This is a genomic window from Xanthomonas sp. fls2-241-TYG-148 (genome assembly GCF_030208815.1).
Taxonomy (GTDB): domain Bacteria; phylum Pseudomonadota; class Gammaproteobacteria; order Xanthomonadales; family Xanthomonadaceae; genus Xanthomonas; species Xanthomonas campestris.
In genome coordinates this window covers 56,613-73,241 of record NZ_JARVTE010000008.1, presented here as the reverse complement: position 1 = coordinate 73,241, position 16,629 = coordinate 56,613, and the positions used below count along the sequence as shown (strand labels likewise).

Below are 16,629 nucleotides of genomic sequence, written 5' to 3'. Positions count from 1 at the left end.
CGCCAGTAGCGTCCTACACACCTGCCCGGCATCGGTCTGATAGGACGGCGTGCTCAAACGTCGTCGCCCTCGATGCTGTCGTCATCATCGATCTCGCTGTCTTGTGCCGGACCTTCCTGCACAGGGGCGTGCGGCTTGCCCGGCGCCTTGACGCCATCCGGCGGGTTTGGATCGGAGGGGCCTCGATTGGTGTCGTTGTCGGTGCTCATGCGTTTCTCCCAGGGCAACAGTGCCACCTGCCCACCGTCGCTCAGGGTGCGTGAGCCTGACGTGTGATTGATCCGCTGCGCGCGAGTGCGATCGACTGTGCCATGACGGCCTCGACGTTAGGCGGTGGCATGCATTGCGTGTTTGAGCTTTTCGTTCGAATCGCAGATGTCACGCAGTTGAGCGGATGGAGCACACCCTCAAGCCGAGCATCAAGCTATCTGATACGTCGCGTTTTTCGCAGACACCCTCTTAAATCAATTAACCGACAAGCGCAGCGGAAAGCGTGCACATATCACCATCACCATGCCGAGCACTACATGGCGATCGGCGACTCGACCGCGATAGTGCTGCGCTTGGAATGCATGCGACAGACGCCGCAAGGGCAGCGCTAGCCGCCCAAGGGATATCAATGGTCTGACCGCCCTTCAATTCGTGCGTAGGGTCAACTGAGGGCGAACGAAGCTAGGCCGCAATTAGGCGCGCGACGTCATTAATCGGTCCCAGCGCGCAGTAATTAAGGATAAAAAAGCGGCGGATTCCAGCTTCGCGGCTCTGCGCTCCATGGCCGGCACATGCGTGACAACGATGAACAAGAGAAAAACTCCTTAATCGAAAGGTGCTGCGGTGATAAACCGCATGTCACCCCTACGAATTTTAGATGCGCAATGATCCGCGATCATCGTTGGAGAATGCTCTATGCAATGCGATTTATCGAATCAACCGCTGTGTTTTGTCGGACAGGCACTTTGGGTGGCCTCCAGCCAGCGAGCCATCATCGCTAGTGGGTTTGGCCAACAGGGAATCGAGGCAGATTGGATGCCATGCACGCGAGGTCCAAGCTCCTACGACGCTACGCTGGGGCCGGTTGCGGTGTGGTGCGTCATCGTTTCATTCCCTTACGACGCATGGCGCATGCAGACCTGGCTTGATAAGCAAGCCTGTTCGCCGGTCGAGGAGTGATTGCTGGATCGCTGAGCGTGGGTGCTCTTATGGAGCAACTCGCCACCGAAAAACAGTTGCGGTGCATGGAGCGGGCGATGGGAATCGAACCCACGTCAGTAGCTTGGGAAGCTACAGCTCTACCATTGAGCTACGCCCGCGTGGCGTGGGCAGAGTTTATGCGCCGGCAGGCCTTGGGCGCAATGCGTGTCGCACATGACAAGGGCCGGTTACCCGGCCCTTGTCGTAGACAGCCTTGACGCTGGGGGTGCAGCGGGTACGGTCAGAAGTTGCCGCTAAAGTTCACGAACACGGTGGCGTCGCGGGCGCTGCGCTGGGCGGTGGTGGTGCTCAGGCCGATGTTGCTCTGCAGGCCCCAGATGCCGGTGCGGGCGCCCAGCACAACGGTCGCGTAGTTGCGGTCGAAGTTCTGGCCCGGGACGGTGTACATGCCCACTTCCGGCATCGACTGCAGCCAGGCGCTGGCTTCGGTGCCGTCCTTGAACTCGTGGTCGTAGGTGGCCTGCAGGTACGGCTTGACCGGCGCGCCATCCAGGCGCACCTGGAAGCCGATGCGGCCCACCAGCGAGTCGATGTCCTGGTCGGCATAGCCCAGCGCGGTGGAGCTTGCGTTGCTTTCGGTGTAACCATCGAGCTTGAGCTTCTGCCAGGTCAGGCCGACCACCGGGCCGTACTTGACGTTGCCTTCGCCCAGCGAATAGCCGGCATTGACCGCAGCAGTGAGGTTACTGCCGTCCGGCGAGCCGCTGTGCACGCGGGTGGCTGGCCCCAGTTGCACTTCGCGGTCCACGTCGTAGCTCAGCCAGCTGTAGCTGACCTGGGCGTTGACCCAGACCGGGCCGGTGTACCAGCCGACGAAACCGCCCAGGGTGGTGTCGTCCTGCTTGAAGCTGCCGTTGCGGTTGCCGAAGTCGGCGTCCATGCGGCCGAAGCCGGCAAAGCCGCCGAACACCAGGTCACCGGCGGTCCAATCCACGCCGAACAGGCCGGCCGGCGCCATGCCGTCGTACAGGTCCGCATCGTCGTAGCGCTGAATGTCGCCACGCACGCTCCCCCACCAACGCAGGCCATCGGCCTCGGGCTTGCCGTCGAGGTGCCAAGCCACCTGGTCGGCACGTGCGCGGCCGCCGGCCTGGGCGGAGCGCGTCAGCACCTGCTGCAGGCGCGGCGCTTCCAACAGCGAGATGGCGTACTGGCCCAGGATCTGGTGGGTGGCCGTGGTGGGGTGGATGCCGTCGGCGAACACATAGGTGTTGGGCGCGTTCGCGGCGACCAGGCTGGTGGGGTTGCAGGCCGGCAGCGCGAGCGCCGGGTTGCAGGCGGTACCGGTGACGTTGCTGAAACCGTAAGTGCCCGGGTCGGCAACCACTTCCTGCAGGATGTGGAAGGTATCGACCGGGATCACCCGCAGGCCGGCCGCCTGCAGACCGTTGAACAATGCGGTGTTGTAGGCGGTGGCAGCGGCCGTGCCCTGCGCCATGGCGGCGGCACCGCCAGCGCGGAAGCGCGGGGTGATGCCCACATCCGGAATTGTCGGCACCATTACATAACGTGCGCCAGCGGCCTGCAGCGCGCCCACCGCGCCCACCTGGGCGGTCACGGCGCTGCCGATGATGGCCTGCGCCTGGGCAGGCGCGGTGGCCGCAGCGAGCAGGTCATTGGCGCCGCCCCACACGGTGTACAGCGCATTCGGGTTGGCCTGGCCGCCGTTGGCCGCTAAATATGTGTTGATCTGGCTGGTTACCGACGGCGCTGCGCCGAGCGCGCTGACCGAACTGGCCTGGATGCGCGCACCGCCGGCAGCGTAGTTGTCGCCGGTCTGGCCATTGCCGTTGGGCGCTGCATTGGTGCCGAAGTGGTCGCCCACGTACTCGGCCCACACCCAGCCCGGGTTGGTGGTGAACTTGCCGGTGACCGCGCGCGAGGCGGCTGGCAGCAGCGGGTTGTAGTAGCCGCTGTCGGTGAGGCTGTCACCGAAGAACACGGTCTGATCGAAGGCCGAGTCGGCCATGGCCGGGCTGGCCGCCAGCGCGATGGCCACGGCCATCAGGGAACGGATCGGGCGAAGGGTTGAAGCCATGGGAATGCCTGCTCAAGGTAGAGTGGAACCGGACCGGCCTGCATACGTACGCCGGCGAATGGCACATCGTTTCACCCTCGCCGTCCACGCTCACGCTGCATTGCCGCATAACGCAAAACGCGCGCCCTGGCGGCACGCGATGCAACAATGATGACATGAACATTCAACTCAACGGCACTCCACGCACGCTTCCCGACAACGTGTTGTTGTCCGCGCTGCTGGAACTTGAAGGTCTGTCGCAGCGCCGCGTTGCGGTAGAGGTCAATGGCGAAATCGTTTCGCGCGGTTTGCACGCCACCCATGCGCTGCGCGAGGGCGACGTGGTGGAAATCGTGCATGCACTAGGCGGCGGTTGATCGCGGTGATGGCCGGCGCATCCACGCCCGATCGGTGATAATCGCCGCATGACACTTTCCGCCCCCTCCGATGCGCTGGTGATCGCCGGCAAGCCCTACCGTTCGCGCCTGCTGACCGGCACCGGCAAGTTCAAGGACCTGGACGAAACCCGCCTGGCCACCGAGGCCGCTGCCGCGCAGATCGTCACCGTGGCCATTCGCCGGGTGAACATTGGCCAGGACCCCAACGCGCCCAGCCTGCTCGACGTGCTGCCGCCGGACCGCTACACCCTGCTGCCCAACACCGCCGGCTGCTACACCGCCGAAGACGCGGTGCGCACCTGCCGGCTGGCCCGCGAGCTGCTGGATGGCCACAACCTCACCAAGCTGGAAGTGCTGGGCGACGAGCGCACGCTCTATCCGGACGTGGTGCAGACGCTCAAGGCCGCCGAACAACTGGTCGCCGACGGCTTCGAGGTCATGGTGTACACCTCCGATGACCCGATCCTGGCCAAGCGGCTGGAAGAGATCGGCTGCGTGGCGGTGATGCCGCTGGCCGCGCCGATCGGCTCGGGCCTGGGCATCCAGAACAAGTACAACCTGCTGGAAATCATCGAAAACGCCAAGGTGCCGATCATCGTCGACGCCGGCGTTGGCACCGCCTCCGATGCCGCCATTGCGATGGAACTGGGCTGCGACGGCGTGCTGATGAACACCGCCATTGCCGGTGCCCGCGACCCGATCCTGATGGCCAGCGCGATGCGCAAGGCGATCGAAGCCGGCCGCGAGGCATTCCTGGCCGGCCGGATTCCACGCAAGCGCTACGCCTCGGCGTCGAGCCCGGTCGATGGCGTGATCGGATGAGCAGGCGCGCCGAGATGGCCTTGCATGCGCGGCCTGCGCCTGGCGCGGGCCGCGGCGCGCGACGCCTGCTTGGCTTGCATTTTTCCTTTACTCACACCCCTCTCCCGGCGGGACAGGGGCGTTGTTTGCCGATGGCTGATTTTCATGACTGATCCTTTCACCAGCGAGGGCGCCAAGATGCCGCCCAAGCCCTTCACCATCGAAGAGGGCCGCCGCCAGGTGCGCAGCTTCGTGTTGCGCCAGGGCCGCTTTACGCCGGCGCAGCAGCGCGCGTTCGACGAGTTGTGGCCGCGCTTCGGCCTGGACTACACCGGCACCCCGCGTGACCTGGACGCCGTGTTCGGCCGCCCCGCACCCAAGGTGCTGGAGATCGGTTTCGGCAATGGTGCGGCCTTGCGCTTCGCAGCCCAGCACGACCCTGCGCGCGACTACATCGGCATCGAGGTGCATGCCCCCGGTGTCGGGCGGCTGCTCAATGCGCTGGACGATGACGGCGCCACGCATGTGCGCCTGTATCACCACGATGCAGTGGAAGTGCTCGAGCGCGAGATCGCCGATGGCGCGCTGGACGAAGTACGCATTTACTTCCCGGACCCATGGCACAAGAAGCGCCACAACAAGCGCCGCCTTTTGCAGCCGGCGTTTGCGCAGCTGCTGGTGCGCAAGCTGCGCGCAGGCGGCCGCTTGCACGCAGCCACCGACTGGGCCGACTACGCCGAACAGATGTGGGACGTGCTCGACGCCACCGAGGGCCTGGTGAACCGCGCCGGCCCACGCGGCCACGTCGCACGCCCCGCCTGGCGCCCACAAACCCACTTCGAGACCCGCGGCCAGAAGCTGGGCCACGGCGTGTGGGATTTGCTGTATGACCGTGATTCGGGAGTCGGGATTCGGGATTCGTAACAGCGGCATCGCCGCAGCCCGACGCTCCGCTTGTCCACGAATCCCTATTCCCGAATCACGAATCCCGGCACCTCATGGACACCGCGCTAACGCTGACCAACGACATGAAGCTCGTCCTCGGGCTGGTCGGCTTTACGATGGCGATGTTCCTGTTCGAGCGCATCCGCGCCGACGTGGTGGCGTTGATCGTGTTGGTGGTGTTGGGCGTCACCGGGCTGGTGGCGCCGGAGGAACTGTTTGGCGGCTTCTCCGGTAACGCGGTGATGAGCATCATCGCCACCACCATCCTAGGCGCGGGGCTGGAGCGCACCGGCGCCTTGAACCGCCTGGCCACCTGGTTGCTGCGGCGTTCGCACGGCAGCGAGCAGCGGCTGATGATGATGACGCTGGGGATCTCCGGCCTGAATTCGTCCTTCATGCAAAACCCCTCGGTGATGGCGCTCTACCTGCCGGTCGCCTCGCGGCTGGCCGCACGCACCGGGCTCACCTTGCAACGCATGCTGTTGCCGATCGCCGCGGCGATCGTGATGGGCGGCGCGCTCACCATGGTGGGTAATTCGCCGCTGATCCTGCTCAACGATTTGTTGGTGTCGGCCAACAACAACCTGCCCTCGGGCATGGCCAGCATCGAGCCGTTGACCATGTTTGCACCGCTGCCGATCGGTCTGGCACTGCTGATGGCTGCCTTGCTGTATTTCCGGTTCTACGGCGACCGCAAGCTGATCGAGGAAGAGCGCCTGATCAACGAGGGCGTCACGCCATCGCGCACCGAGAGCTATTTCGCCAAGACCTACGGCATCGATGGCGATGTGTTCGAACTCACCGTCACTGCCGAAAGCCCATTGGTGGGCATGACGCTGGGCGAGGCCGAAGCCATTCACGATGCGCCGCTGCTGTTGGCGCTGAAGACCGGCAACGACACCCGCCTGGCCCCGCCGGCCGACATGCGCATCTGGGTCGGCAGCGTGCTGGGTGCGATGGGCAAGCGCCAGGACGTGACCGACTTTGCGCAGAACCATTTCCTGCGCATGTCCTCGCGCCTGCGCAACCTGGGCGATCTGTTCAACCCAAGCCTGGCTGGTATTTCCGAGGCGGTGATTCCGCCCAACTCGCGCCTGATCGGCAAGAACGCCGCCGAGCTGCGGCTGCGCAAGCAAAGCGGCATCAGCCTGCTGGCGATCAACCGCGACAAGCAGGTGATTCGCGAGGACGTGCGCAACGTGGCACTGCGCGCCGGCGACATGCTGGTGTTCCACAGCATCTGGCAGGACCTGGCGCAGGCCGCGGAAAGCCGCGACTTCGTGCCGGTCACCGACTTCCCGAAGGGCGAACAGCGCCCGCACAAGTTCAAGATCGCGATGGCGATCTTCGCCTTTACCATCCTGATTGCGCTGACTTCCAAGCTGCCGGTGGCACTGACCTTGATGACCGGCGTGGCCTGCATGCTGGTGACCGGCGTGCTGCGCATGGACGAGGCCTACGCCTCGATCAACTGGAAGACCATCTTCATGATGGCCGGGCTGATTCCGCTCGGCTGGGCGATGGACAGCAGCGGCACCGCGGCGTGGGTGGCCGGCCACACCATCGACCGCCTGCCGGAAGGCATGCCGGTGTGGGCGCTGGAGATCAGCCTGGCCTTGTTGACGACCGCTTTCTCGCTGGTGATCAGCCATGTCGGCGCGACCATCGTGATGGTGCCGATCGCGGTCAACCTGGCGCTAGCGGCCAACGGCAACCCCACGGCGTTCGCCTTGATCGTAGCGTTGTCGGCATCCAACAACCTGATGACCGCCTCCAACCCGGTGATCTCGATGGTGACCGGCCCGGCCAACTACCAGCCGCGCGAACTGTGGCGCGTGGGCGCTCCGCTGTCACTGATCTACATCGTGGTGATGGTGACGATGATCAACCTGATGTTCTGGTGGGCGGTGCGCTGAGCGCGCTGTTGCGGCAGCGCGAAGCGTTGCTGCTTCTTTGCTGATTGATGGCGCGCCGTCGTGCCGACTTTCGAATACGTGCGCTGCGCTGCGGTCGATGCATGTAATCCATTGCAGTGGCGCTGCGATCGATGGGCACTCTTTGCAGTGAGCATCTGACTGGCGGCGGCATCGCAACACGCGGATAGTCGTGACTGGCACTGGCACTGGCAGTGCGTGGCGGATGCCGGTGCACTGCGCGCACTACCTCCAGCAGTCCAGCAGTCTTGCAGTACAACAGTCTTGAAGCGTGCGGTCTGCAGCATAGCGACGACTGCCCTCGCGACGCCGCATGAAGCGCATCTACGCCCACGCCGCCTCACCCCAGCAGCACATGCTCGCCATCGATGCGCACCGGCACCGCCACCAGCGATTGGCCGCGACACGGCCCGCTGACGCACTCGCCGGCATCCAGCTCGAACGCCGCGCCGTGCGCGGCGCACACCAGCTGGCCTTCCTTGGTCTTGAGAAACTGGCCGGGCGCCCAATCCAGCCGGCGGCCAGCGTGCGGGCACACGTTCAACCAGGCGCGGACCTGTGCACCCTCCCGATACAACACCACCGATTCCGGCCCGCCATCCCACAGCGCTTCGACTTCTAGAAATCCGGCATCGGGAATCTGCGCCAACGGAATCGGCGCGGTGGGCGGTAGTGACGACATGGGATCGATCGCTGCGAACAGACCTGATTGTGCCATGCCGCTCCCTGGGCACTGCGCCTTGGCCCCTTGCGCCATTTCAAGGCGGCGGCGTCCGCGTCACTGCGGCTCCGCGCGGCTTCGCCATCGCGCAGACCTACCAACCAACGCGTCTGACTATCAGCCAGGCCGCACGGCAACTTCCCCACTACACGCCGCAGCTTCTGCAACCAGCTGCAACCAGTTGCAACCAGCTGATTACAGCCAAGCGATCGCAGTTAGCAGACACAACCGCGCGCAGACCCAACGACACGCGAAGCGCGTGGTTCAACACAACCCATGTGATGGGTTTAACAAAACGGCACTCGATTTAACGAACTTTTCACTCAATGACATGAAACCGCAACGATACTGCCCCCTCGTTTCCTCCGGCAGCCCACCGCCATGCCCGCACGCATCTTCCAATTCGGCAACCTCCACCACCTGTTTGCGCCGCGCAAGCCGCGTCACCCGTTGGTGCGCGTTGCCGCTGGCCTCGCCGGCCTGGCTATCCTGGCCGTGCTGATCTTCTTCAGCGTGTTCGTGGGCGCTGCGATGATCCTCGGTGGCGTGGCCTGGAAATTGTTGAGCAAGTCCAACCGCCGCGCGCCGCAGCACGCCCGCGTAGTGGACGCCGAGTACCACGTGGTCCGCAAACCGGCACTGCCGCTCTCGCACTGAGCCGCACGTTGCAGCGCGCCTGAGGCGCGCGTTGTTTTCGCCTGCACCGCCAAGCAGCTAGACTCACGCGTCCTGTCTTTGAGGATGCGTGCATGACCCACGATGTGATTCCCGCTGCCGATGTCCCGCGCATTCCGGTGGTGGGTGGCGGTAGTTTTCCGGTGCACCGCATCTATTGCGTCGGCCGCAACTTTGCCGATCACGCCCGCGAAATGGGTGCCACCGCGCCAGCGTCCAAGGCCGAACGTGGCCAGCCCACGTTCTTCATGAAACCGGCCGACGCCATCGTGGTGGGTCATGGCGACCACATCCCCTACCCGCCCGGCACCAAGGAGCTGCACCACGAGGTGGAGCTGGTGGTGGCCTTGGGCAGCGATGCACCCGCCGGTGAACTGCCTGTGGACCAGGCCGAGGCCCTGATCTATGGCTACGGCGTGGGCCTGGACCTGACCCGTCGTGATCTGCAGGCCGCGGCCAAGGCCAAGGGCCTGCCCTGGGACATCGCCAAGGGCTTCGATCATTCCGCACCGATCAGCGAGCTGGTGCATGCCGGCGAAGTGGGTGCACTGGATGCATTGAACCTGTCGCTGGAAGTCAACGGCGAAGTGCGCCAGCAATCGTTGCTGGACCAGATGATCTGGAATGTGCCGGAGATCCTGCACGAGCTGTCCAAGCTCTATGCATTGCGCGCGGGCGATCTGATCTTCATGGGCACGCCGGCCGGCGTCGGCCCGTTGTTGCCGGGCGATCAATTCAGTGCGCGCCTGGAAAACGTGGCCGAACGCCACGGCATCATCGCGGGCTGACATCGGCCGGGCTACGATCGCTGCAGCGGCAGTGGGTCCGCGTCCCCATCTGGAGTGCACTATGGGAATGGTCAGCGAATTCAAGCAATTCGCGATGCGTGGCAATGTCATCGACCTGGCGGTCGGTGTGGTCATCGGCGCGGCGTTCGGCAAGATCGTCACCGCGCTGGTGGAAAAGATCATCATGCCGCCGATCGGCTGGGCCATCGGCAACGTGGATTTTTCGCGGCTGGCGTGGGTGCTCAAACCGGCGGGCGTGGATGCCACCGGCAAGGAAATTCCTGCCGTGGTGATCGGCTACGGTGGCTTCATCAACACCGTCGTGCAGTTCGTGATCATTGCCTTTGCGATCTTCCTGGTGGTCAAGCTGATCAACCGCCTCAGCCAGCGCAAGCCGGATGCTCCCAAGGGACCGAGCGAAGAAGTGCTGCTGCTGCGCGAGATCCGCGACTCGCTCAAGAACGACACGCTCAAGAATCCAACCGTGCCGTAAGCAAGCGGCCACATCCTTGCACGCACTTCGCACACAAGGATGACTTTTCGCACGCAGACGGGGGACCTCGCGCTGATAAGCTCGGGGTCCCCCTTGTCGTTGGAGCCGCCCTGCATGCGTCGCCTCGCTGTCGCCATCTCCGCCCTGCTTGCCACCTCCGCGGCGCTTGCCGCGCCCACCAGCATTCCCGATAGCGCGTTGCGCACCGCCGCGCAGTTGCGCGAGCAGGCGCTGGCCGACAGCACCGGCTTTGCAGTGGTGGAATCGTTGACCACCGAAGTGGGCCCGCGCATTGCCGGCGGTGAAGCGGATCCACGCGCGGTGGCCTGGGCCAAGGCGAAATTCAAGGCCTTGGGCTTTGACAAGGTCTGGACCGAGCCGGTCACTTTCCCCAAGTGGGAGCGCCGCAGCGAGCAGGCCGCCGTCATCGGCGCACATGCGCAGCCCTTGCATATCACTGCGCTGGGCGGTAGCCCGGGCGGCACCGTGCAAGGCGAGATCGTGCGCTTCGAGAATCTGGCTGCATTGCAGGCGGCGCCGGCGGGTTCCCTGGCCGGCAAGATTGCCTTTGTCGATTACCAGATGGTTAAGGCGCGCGACGGCAAGGACTACGGCAACGGCGGCGCAGTGCGCAGCAAGGGCCCTTCCGAAGCAATCCGCAAAGGCGCCATCGGCTTTGTGATGCGCTCGGCCGGCACCGACTCGCATCGCGTACCGCACACCGGCATCACCCGTTTCGATGAAGGCCTCACCCCGGTACCCGCAGCGGCATTGTCGGTGCCCGATGCCAACCAGTTGGCACGCCTGGCAGCCCTGGGTAGCACCCGCGTGCGGCTGGCGCTGGATTGCGGCTGGGATGGCACATCCACTTCGTACAACGTGATCGGCGAAATCACCGGGCGTAGCAAGCCGAAGGAAGTGGTGGTGATCGGCGGGCATCTGGATTCGTGGGACCTGGGCACCGGCGCCATTGACGACGGCGCAGGCGTGGCGATCACCATGGCCGCCGGCCATCTGATCGGCCAGCTCAAGCAAGCGCCCAAGCGCACGATTCGCGTGGTGGCCTTCGCCAACGAAGAGCAGGGCCTGTACGGCGGCAAGGCGTATGCGGCTGCGCATGGCAAGGATGCCAAGGACATGGCGCTGCATCAGATTGGCGCTGAAAGCGACTTCGGTGCCGGGCGCATCTACGCCTTCAACACCGGTTCGGCGGCGCCGGAACAATCGCGCGCGGCCACCCAGCAGATTGCCGAAGTGCTGAAGCCGCTGGGCATCGCGTATGAGCCCAGCAAGGGCGGCCCTGGCCCGGATGTGGGGCCGATCTCCGCCAAGGGCGGTGCCTGGGCGTGGCTGGCGCAGGACGGCACCGACTACTTCGATCTGCACCACACCGCAGACGACACCCTGGACAAGATCGACCCGAAGGCGCTCGCGCAGAATGTGGCCGCCTACACCGTGTTCGCGTATCTGGCCGCCGAAGCCGATGGCGATTTCGGCAGCCGCGCAAAGTCTGTGCAGCCGCCGAACGAGTAAGCTGAGGCGCACTGCCAGCGGTGCGCTTCAACTCCAGGACGAGCACACACGATGGCGGCCAAGCAGCAACGCACTGCGACCACGGCAGCAACCCTGCTGGATGTCGCCAAACACGCAGGCGTCTCGCCGATGACAGCCTCGCGCGTCATCAACCGCCACCCGCATGTGGGCGAAGACATGCGGGTGCGGGTGGAGGCCTCCGTGCAGGCCTTGGGCTACCGGCCGAATCTGGCCGGCCGCTCGCTGCGCACCAGTGGATTGCTGCGCATCGGCGTGCTGTACAGCAACCCGAGTGCGGCGTACCTCAATCAATTCATGCTCGGCCTGCTCGAACAGAGCAGTCTCAATGGCAGCCAGGTGCTGGTGGAGAAATGCGGCGCCATCCGCAGCCAGCGTGCTGCCACCGAACGCCTGCTCGCCGCCGGCGTGGATGGCGTGATCCTGCCGCCGCCGTTGTGCGATTCACGCCAGACCATTGCCGAACTCGATGCACGCGGCATCCCGGTGGTTGCGGTGGCCAGTGGCGCACCGATGGCGCAGATCAGCTCGGTGCGCATCGACGATTACCAGGCCGCGCGCGCGCTCGTCGATCACCTGATCGCGCTTGGCCATCGCCGCATCGCCTTGATCAAGGGCGACCCCAAACACACACCCAGCGCGCTGCGTGCCAGTGGCTACGCCGACAGCCTGCAGGCGGCGGGGCTGGAGATCGATGAGGCGCTGATCGCAGACGGATTGTTCACCTATCATTCGGGCCTGCTCGCCGCGCGCGCGTTGCTCGCACAGCCCGCACCGCCCACGGCGATCTTCTGCAGCAACGACGACATGGCAGCAGCCACCGTAGCGGTCGCGCACGGGCTGGGCCTGCGCGTGCCCGAGGATGTGTCAGTGGCCGGCTTCGACGACACCCCGGTGGCCACCACCATCTGGCCCGAACTCACCACCGTGCATCAACCGGTCACCGCAATGGGCCGCGCCGCCGTCTCGCTGCTGGCCGACGCCATTCGCGAACGACGCAAAGGTGCACCAGTGCAGGGCGTGCATCAGGTGATGAAGTACACGCTGGTGAAGCGCGGTTCGACGGCGGCGCCGGTGGGGTGATGTGGTAATGGCTCAACTACGCTGTTGGGCGATGAGAGCACATCACCCAACAGCACAACGCCCTGCGCATCGGCGATGCGATCGCGTTGTTTTAGGCCCTGACCAGGGTGACGTCCGCAACACCTAAAAGCCCAGTCAATGGCACATCGGCGCGGCGTTGGCTGGTTGCCGCTGTCAGGCCCTGGCTGCGCAACAGCTCCAGCAGGCGCTCGGCAAGCGGCATCACCATGTGCCTGCCCCAACAGCGCTCCGAGGCATGACCAAACGGAAAATAGCCGGGGTGATTGTCTGGATCCAACGCGTCCCAACGCGCCGGACGAAACACATTGGGCGCGTCCCACAGCGCGGGATCGCGGTGACTGAGCAACGGCAACACCAACACGTCATCGGCCGCACCGATGCGGTGATCCAAGGCGGGATATCCCGGTGATGCATTGCGCAGGATGTTCCAGGATGGCGGCAACAATCGTAGCGCTTCGTAAATGATACTGCGGTTGCTGTCGCTCGCTGAGAACGGCGATCCCAACCACATGGCATTGGCTACCAAAGTAGAAATGGTAAAGCACACCGGAGCTGCGGTACGCCGGTACAGGCCCAGGGCGTAGCGGCGTTCGTCATAACTGCCTGCGGCCGCCGTCACCCGCGCCAACGAGGAGGCATTGGGTGCCAACGTCAACGGTAACGCGGCGCCGGCGGCAATCACCGCCCAGGTCAACTTGGGTCTGAGTTCGAGCACGCGGTCCATCAGCACGCGCAAGCGCAACGGATCTCCACCAAGCAACAGGTCGCGCAGATACACGTGGCCAACATGCGGCCAACTGCCCGACAGATCGACTTGTACCGCTGGCATTTTCAAAGCTTCGCGCACATCGCGACCAATCGCCTGCATCAGGCGAGAGGCATCGACGCGTGCAATGGAGCGCCCATGCAATGGCTTGAAGGTTGGTCGTTCCGTCTCCGAGGCCGGGCGTGCAGCGAGCAGGCGATGCGTCAGCACCGGCCCCGCCACGCCCACCGTGTCGGGCTCCAGACGAAAGACGTCTTGCCCGATGTACGCATCGAGCAAGGCCTGCAGCCGTGGTGCAAACACGGTGCGGCGCATGTCGCCGGCAAGCGAGTGCGACATCGTATGACTCCGAAAGAAAGCCCGCGTCCGACAACCTGGAGATCGCCGGCGCGGGCCGGTTCACCGGGCCGCATCATCTCTGCGGCGGGTGCACGTTCAGTACCAGATGTACCAAGCGTGCGACTTCAGGCTCTTGTTGGAAGCAAGGCGATGCTTGATGGCAAACAACAGTTTCATGAGCGGAATCCTTCAGGTGGGATTGCCCTTGCGGGGGGATGAAACCAGGTAGAAACACAGGTAGCGCCGCGAGCCAGTTACGGTTGAGCTCGCAAGATCGAACCTACTCCCTGCTCCAACGCAAAACCCTGCAAGCGCGCACAGATCGCAACGCGCATGTCACTGCGGCGCAATGCGCCTGCATAAAAAAAGCCGCATCGCTTCCCGCCGATGCGGCCAAATGGGAGGGTGCCCGGGCTTGCGACCGGGCGAACTGCAGCCACCGGCCTATGCCGGTGATGGGAAGCACAGCAATCCGGCTCAGACGATCAGAGCGAAGTTCGCAATTTCGTACTGACGCACGACGCCCATGCAGGCAAAGCGCGAAAACAGCTGCATGACACGATGTGTACGGCTGCGGGGCTCGCTGATGGCGGCCGTCGTGTTCACGACCGCCATCACCGCAGACTGCGTTGCGATCATCTCACTGCACTGAGAAGAGCAAGACGGCTAGTTGTTCGGCCGCGCAATCACCATCTCCGACGGTGCACTCGCACCTGCCGTATTGTTGGCCGTCACCACGTACGTGTACGCGGCACCATTGTCGACCGCGCGGTCTACATAGGTGGTTGAGGTGAGGTTGCTGCTCACCGTCGTCAATGCCCCCGTGGTGCCGGCGCGGCGCTGCACGGTGTAGCTGGCTGCGCCGCTGACGGCCGACCAGCTCAGCTTGACGTTGCTGTCTCCCACCGTAGCGGTGAGCCCACGGGTTGCAGCCGGTACTTGGCGCGGTGGCAGTACAACAGATGCGGCGCTGGCGGTCGCGATGTCCGGATAGGCGTTGTTGACCAGCGCAACGAACTGGTTGTGGAACCAGGCGCCGGAAATCGGCGCGCCCGGCATCGCACCACTGAGCACGCCGTCGGCCGTGGTGTAGGTCGGGTCGCACATCCGGTCGAAGCCCTTGCCTTCATTATTCGGAATCAGCGTGCTGGAACCATCCGACTCACCCGGTGGCTTGACCCATGCGTAGGCATCCAGATGCGCACCGGGCGCTGCAGCGGGCGGCATGCCGATCCCTGCGTTGCTCTGATTGCACCAATTGCCACGATGGAGCCGGCGATCGATGCGCCCGGTATTCACATAGGTCGTGATGTCGCTGCCGACTGCCGCAGTCGGGCGATTCGGCCCGCCCCAGCCATTACGCCCGGTATCGATGATGAAGCCGATCGTGCCCGGCCAGCCCGCACCGACGAATCCGCTATACAGCGCCTGGGTGAAATCGGTCTCGTCAAAATACGGATTCCATTCGTAGTACTTGGCCGATTTGATCGGCTGGCCATTCACGCTCAACTCGGGGTTGGGCAAATTGGGCTCGTTCAACGGCGTGGTATTGGCGGTGTTGGTCACAAAGCCATCGACGCTGGACAGGCCCGCGGCGGTGCCCTGCACCACGCGCGTGTACAGCGCAATGGTCGGGCCGCGATTGCTATCCCAACCCAACCAGCCGGAATGGCCGATATCCAGATAATTGTAGGTATTGGGAATTGCGTGCAGCTTGTCGATCGCGTACTTGATGCCGGCCTCGTAGATGCCGGTGGAATTGGCCAACGCGCAGCGCATGTCGTTCAAGTTGGTGACAAGGTTGGGCAGGCTATCGGGCTCGATGACATTGACGATGCGGATGTCCTTGTACTTCGGATCGGCAAAGATGCCGGCAATCACGTCGATGTATTCTTTCTTGTAGCGCTCCAGCGCTGCAGGAGTGAGCGGCAGTTCACCATTGGATGCCAATGCATGGCAGTCGCGCCCGGGCAGATCGTAAATGACGAAGCTGGCGGTGATGGGTGTGTTGGCCTTCTTTTGCGCCAGCGCCGCGTCCAGATGCGCGCGCAAACCGAGGCGCCCGGCGTTCTTTGAGCCGCCGGCAATCGCATCGATGCGATCGAGCCAGACCGCCGTGGGAGTGTTTTTGACCACACCCATTTTCGCCTTGAGCGGCACACCTTTCACTTTCGCAATCGATGCATCCACCTTTTTTGCGTAATCCGGATTCACATAGCCGGTTGCGCCTACGAAGGGATTATCGACATGCGATTGCGCGGACACCGCCGCGATCAGCAAAGGGTTTGCAACCAGCAATGACAACGCCAGTGTGCGCTTGATGTTGCAACGGATGCCTTGATTGGAACGCATGGTATTCACCTTTTTCCGTGGTTGGTTCTCAGGGATTGCGGATGTTCTTTCAGCACGACCGTGGTGGTATTGGCCTACTCCCATTCCTGTAAAGGCACCCATCGAAGACTCCTTGGAAGGCGATCGGACACGCTCCGCCAGCGCACATCCGTAACGGCGTACGAGAGCAAGACATCAGCAACGCGCACGCAAGGAGGCAGGCCGGATGGCCTTGATCCATACGAAAACGCATAACGCTCAGCGTGTATCAGGGGCAGAGTACCGGGCCGATAAGCGCGTTCCGGCACTTGCGTGATGAGTGGATGATCTCCAGGGAGCGAGTGAGCGAGCAGCATTGACTGCTGTGCTTGCGAGCGGCGTGACCAAGCTCGCCATGCGCAAACTACGCCGCAGCTGTGAGCGGCGCAATCGCCAAAGATTGCGTTCGGACACAGATCCGAACACCCGCTACACCCATCGGTGCAGTCCAGGCATTACGACACAAATGGATGTGCCAGCACGCACAAAAAACGGCCACATCGCTTCCCGACGAT

Annotated in this window: 15 protein-coding genes and 1 tRNA gene; 9 read left to right on the top strand and 7 right to left on the bottom strand. The window is 64.0% G+C overall.

The window, feature by feature from the left end:
• Positions 1 to 53: 53 nt before the first annotated feature.
• From QRM60_RS10620 to QRM60_RS10610, 3 genes are all read right to left on the bottom strand, one after another.
• Positions 54 to 209: a hypothetical protein gene (locus tag QRM60_RS10620; RefSeq protein ID WP_042594934.1), complete on the bottom strand. Its 156-nt coding sequence runs from the start codon at positions 207 to 209 to the stop codon at positions 54 to 56.
• 1,027 nt (positions 210 to 1,236) lie between these two features.
• Positions 1,237 to 1,310 (bottom strand) — tRNA-Gly (locus QRM60_RS10615).
• Between the two features lie 122 nt (positions 1,311 to 1,432).
• A complete protein-coding gene (locus QRM60_RS10610; protein WP_285446185.1) occupies positions 1,433 to 3,217 on the bottom strand; it encodes an autotransporter domain-containing protein in 1,785 nt (594 codons plus the stop codon).
• Positions 3,218 to 3,405: 188 nt separating this feature from the next.
• Between QRM60_RS10610 and thiS the strand changes: the two genes are divergently transcribed.
• The 4 genes from thiS to QRM60_RS10590 all read left to right on the top strand — a co-directional run bounded on the left by thiS (position 3,406) and on the right by QRM60_RS10590 (position 7,289).
• Positions 3,406 to 3,606, top strand: coding sequence for a sulfur carrier protein ThiS (gene thiS / locus QRM60_RS10605; protein WP_012437546.1), 201 nt, complete (start codon positions 3,406 to 3,408; stop codon positions 3,604 to 3,606).
• 48 nt (positions 3,607 to 3,654) lie between these two features.
• Entirely contained in the window at positions 3,655 to 4,449 is a 795-nt protein-coding gene (locus tag QRM60_RS10600) for a thiazole synthase (RefSeq protein ID WP_011038257.1), read from the top strand.
• Between the two features lie 144 nt (positions 4,450 to 4,593).
• The gene (gene trmB, locus QRM60_RS10595) at positions 4,594 to 5,352 is read left to right on the top strand and encodes a tRNA (guanosine(46)-N7)-methyltransferase TrmB (RefSeq protein ID WP_285446171.1); all 759 of its coding nucleotides are present in this window, start codon (positions 4,594 to 4,596) and stop codon (positions 5,350 to 5,352) included.
• A 74-nt stretch (positions 5,353 to 5,426) separates the two neighbouring features.
• Complete coding sequence (locus QRM60_RS10590) at positions 5,427 to 7,289, top strand: SLC13 family permease (protein WP_285446170.1); 1,863 nt, start codon at positions 5,427 to 5,429, stop codon at positions 7,287 to 7,289.
• Positions 7,290 to 7,647: 358 nt separating this feature from the next.
• Here the strand turns inward: QRM60_RS10590 and QRM60_RS10585 are convergent, their stop codons facing one another.
• A complete protein-coding gene (locus QRM60_RS10585; protein ID WP_057671632.1) occupies positions 7,648 to 7,989 on the bottom strand; it encodes a Rieske (2Fe-2S) protein in 342 nt (113 codons plus the stop codon).
• A gap of 420 nt (positions 7,990 to 8,409) precedes the next feature.
• Between QRM60_RS10585 and QRM60_RS10580 the strand changes: the two genes are divergently transcribed.
• From QRM60_RS10580 to QRM60_RS10560, 5 genes are all read left to right on the top strand, one after another.
• Complete coding sequence (locus tag QRM60_RS10580) at positions 8,410 to 8,685, top strand: hypothetical protein (protein WP_115571766.1); 276 nt, start codon at positions 8,410 to 8,412, stop codon at positions 8,683 to 8,685.
• A 92-nt stretch (positions 8,686 to 8,777) separates the two neighbouring features.
• The gene (locus QRM60_RS10575; RefSeq protein WP_014508750.1) at positions 8,778 to 9,491 is read left to right on the top strand and encodes a fumarylacetoacetate hydrolase family protein; all 714 of its coding nucleotides are present in this window, start codon (positions 8,778 to 8,780) and stop codon (positions 9,489 to 9,491) included.
• 61 nt (positions 9,492 to 9,552) lie between these two features.
• Positions 9,553 to 9,984 carry a large-conductance mechanosensitive channel protein MscL gene (gene mscL / locus QRM60_RS10570; protein ID WP_285446169.1) on the top strand — a complete coding sequence of 144 codons (432 nt, stop codon included), beginning with the start codon at positions 9,553 to 9,555 and terminating at the stop codon, positions 9,982 to 9,984.
• A 114-nt stretch (positions 9,985 to 10,098) separates the two neighbouring features.
• Positions 10,099 to 11,517 carry a M20/M25/M40 family metallo-hydrolase gene (locus QRM60_RS10565; RefSeq protein ID WP_285446168.1) on the top strand — a complete coding sequence of 473 codons (1,419 nt, stop codon included), beginning with the start codon at positions 10,099 to 10,101 and terminating at the stop codon, positions 11,515 to 11,517.
• Between the two features lie 51 nt (positions 11,518 to 11,568).
• The gene (locus tag QRM60_RS10560; RefSeq protein ID WP_285446167.1) at positions 11,569 to 12,618 is read left to right on the top strand and encodes a LacI family DNA-binding transcriptional regulator; all 1,050 of its coding nucleotides are present in this window, start codon (positions 11,569 to 11,571) and stop codon (positions 12,616 to 12,618) included.
• A gap of 91 nt (positions 12,619 to 12,709) precedes the next feature.
• Here QRM60_RS10560 and QRM60_RS10555 read toward each other — a convergent pair whose 3' ends face one another.
• The 3 genes from QRM60_RS10555 to QRM60_RS10545 form a co-directional block, all read right to left on the bottom strand.
• A complete protein-coding gene (locus tag QRM60_RS10555; RefSeq protein WP_285446166.1) occupies positions 12,710 to 13,744 on the bottom strand; it encodes a cytochrome P450 in 1,035 nt (344 codons plus the stop codon).
• A 477-nt stretch (positions 13,745 to 14,221) separates the two neighbouring features.
• On the bottom strand, positions 14,222 to 14,383 hold the full coding sequence (locus QRM60_RS10550; RefSeq protein WP_285446165.1) for a hypothetical protein: 162 nt from the start codon (positions 14,381 to 14,383) through the stop codon (positions 14,222 to 14,224).
• Between the two features lie 27 nt (positions 14,384 to 14,410).
• Positions 14,411 to 16,096, bottom strand: a complete 1,686-nt coding sequence (locus QRM60_RS10545) for a glycoside hydrolase family 6 protein (protein WP_285446184.1) — start codon at positions 16,094 to 16,096, stop codon at positions 14,411 to 14,413.
• Between the last annotated feature and the right edge of the window lie 533 nt (positions 16,097 to 16,629).

What these genes read in the sequence shown, in the direction of transcription:
- QRM60_RS10590 (WP_285446170.1), top strand. Translation starts at nt 5,427, where the DNA reads ATGGACACCGCGCTAACGCTGACCAACGACATGAAGCTCGTCCTCGGG.
- QRM60_RS10580 (WP_115571766.1), top strand. Translation starts at nt 8,410, where the DNA reads ATGCCCGCACGCATCTTCCAATTCGGCAACCTCCACCACCTGTTTGCG.
- QRM60_RS10600 (WP_011038257.1), top strand. Translation starts at nt 3,655, where the DNA reads ATGACACTTTCCGCCCCCTCCGATGCGCTGGTGATCGCCGGCAAGCCC.
- QRM60_RS10610 (WP_285446185.1), bottom strand. Translation starts at nt 3,217, where the DNA reads ATGGCCGTGGCCATCGCGCTGGCGGCCAGCCCGGCCATGGCCGACTCG.
- QRM60_RS10550 (WP_285446165.1), bottom strand. Translation starts at nt 14,383, where the DNA reads ATGATCGCAACGCAGTCTGCGGTGATGGCGGTCGTGAACACGACGGCC.
- mscL (WP_285446169.1), top strand. Translation starts at nt 9,553, where the DNA reads ATGGGAATGGTCAGCGAATTCAAGCAATTCGCGATGCGTGGCAATGTC.
- QRM60_RS10620 (WP_042594934.1), bottom strand. Translation starts at nt 209, where the DNA reads ATGAGCACCGACAACGACACCAATCGAGGCCCCTCCGATCCAAACCCG.
- QRM60_RS10545 (WP_285446184.1), bottom strand. Translation starts at nt 16,096, where the DNA reads ATGCGTTCCAATCAAGGCATCCGTTGCAACATCAAGCGCACACTGGCG.
- thiS (WP_012437546.1), top strand. Translation starts at nt 3,406, where the DNA reads ATGAACATTCAACTCAACGGCACTCCACGCACGCTTCCCGACAACGTG.
- QRM60_RS10575 (WP_014508750.1), top strand. Translation starts at nt 8,778, where the DNA reads ATGACCCACGATGTGATTCCCGCTGCCGATGTCCCGCGCATTCCGGTG.
- trmB (WP_285446171.1), top strand. Translation starts at nt 4,594, where the DNA reads ATGACTGATCCTTTCACCAGCGAGGGCGCCAAGATGCCGCCCAAGCCC.
- QRM60_RS10555 (WP_285446166.1), bottom strand. Translation starts at nt 13,744, where the DNA reads ATGTCGCACTCGCTTGCCGGCGACATGCGCCGCACCGTGTTTGCACCA.
- QRM60_RS10565 (WP_285446168.1), top strand. Translation starts at nt 10,099, where the DNA reads ATGCGTCGCCTCGCTGTCGCCATCTCCGCCCTGCTTGCCACCTCCGCG.
- QRM60_RS10560 (WP_285446167.1), top strand. Translation starts at nt 11,569, where the DNA reads ATGGCGGCCAAGCAGCAACGCACTGCGACCACGGCAGCAACCCTGCTG.
- QRM60_RS10585 (WP_057671632.1), bottom strand. Translation starts at nt 7,989, where the DNA reads ATGTCGTCACTACCGCCCACCGCGCCGATTCCGTTGGCGCAGATTCCC.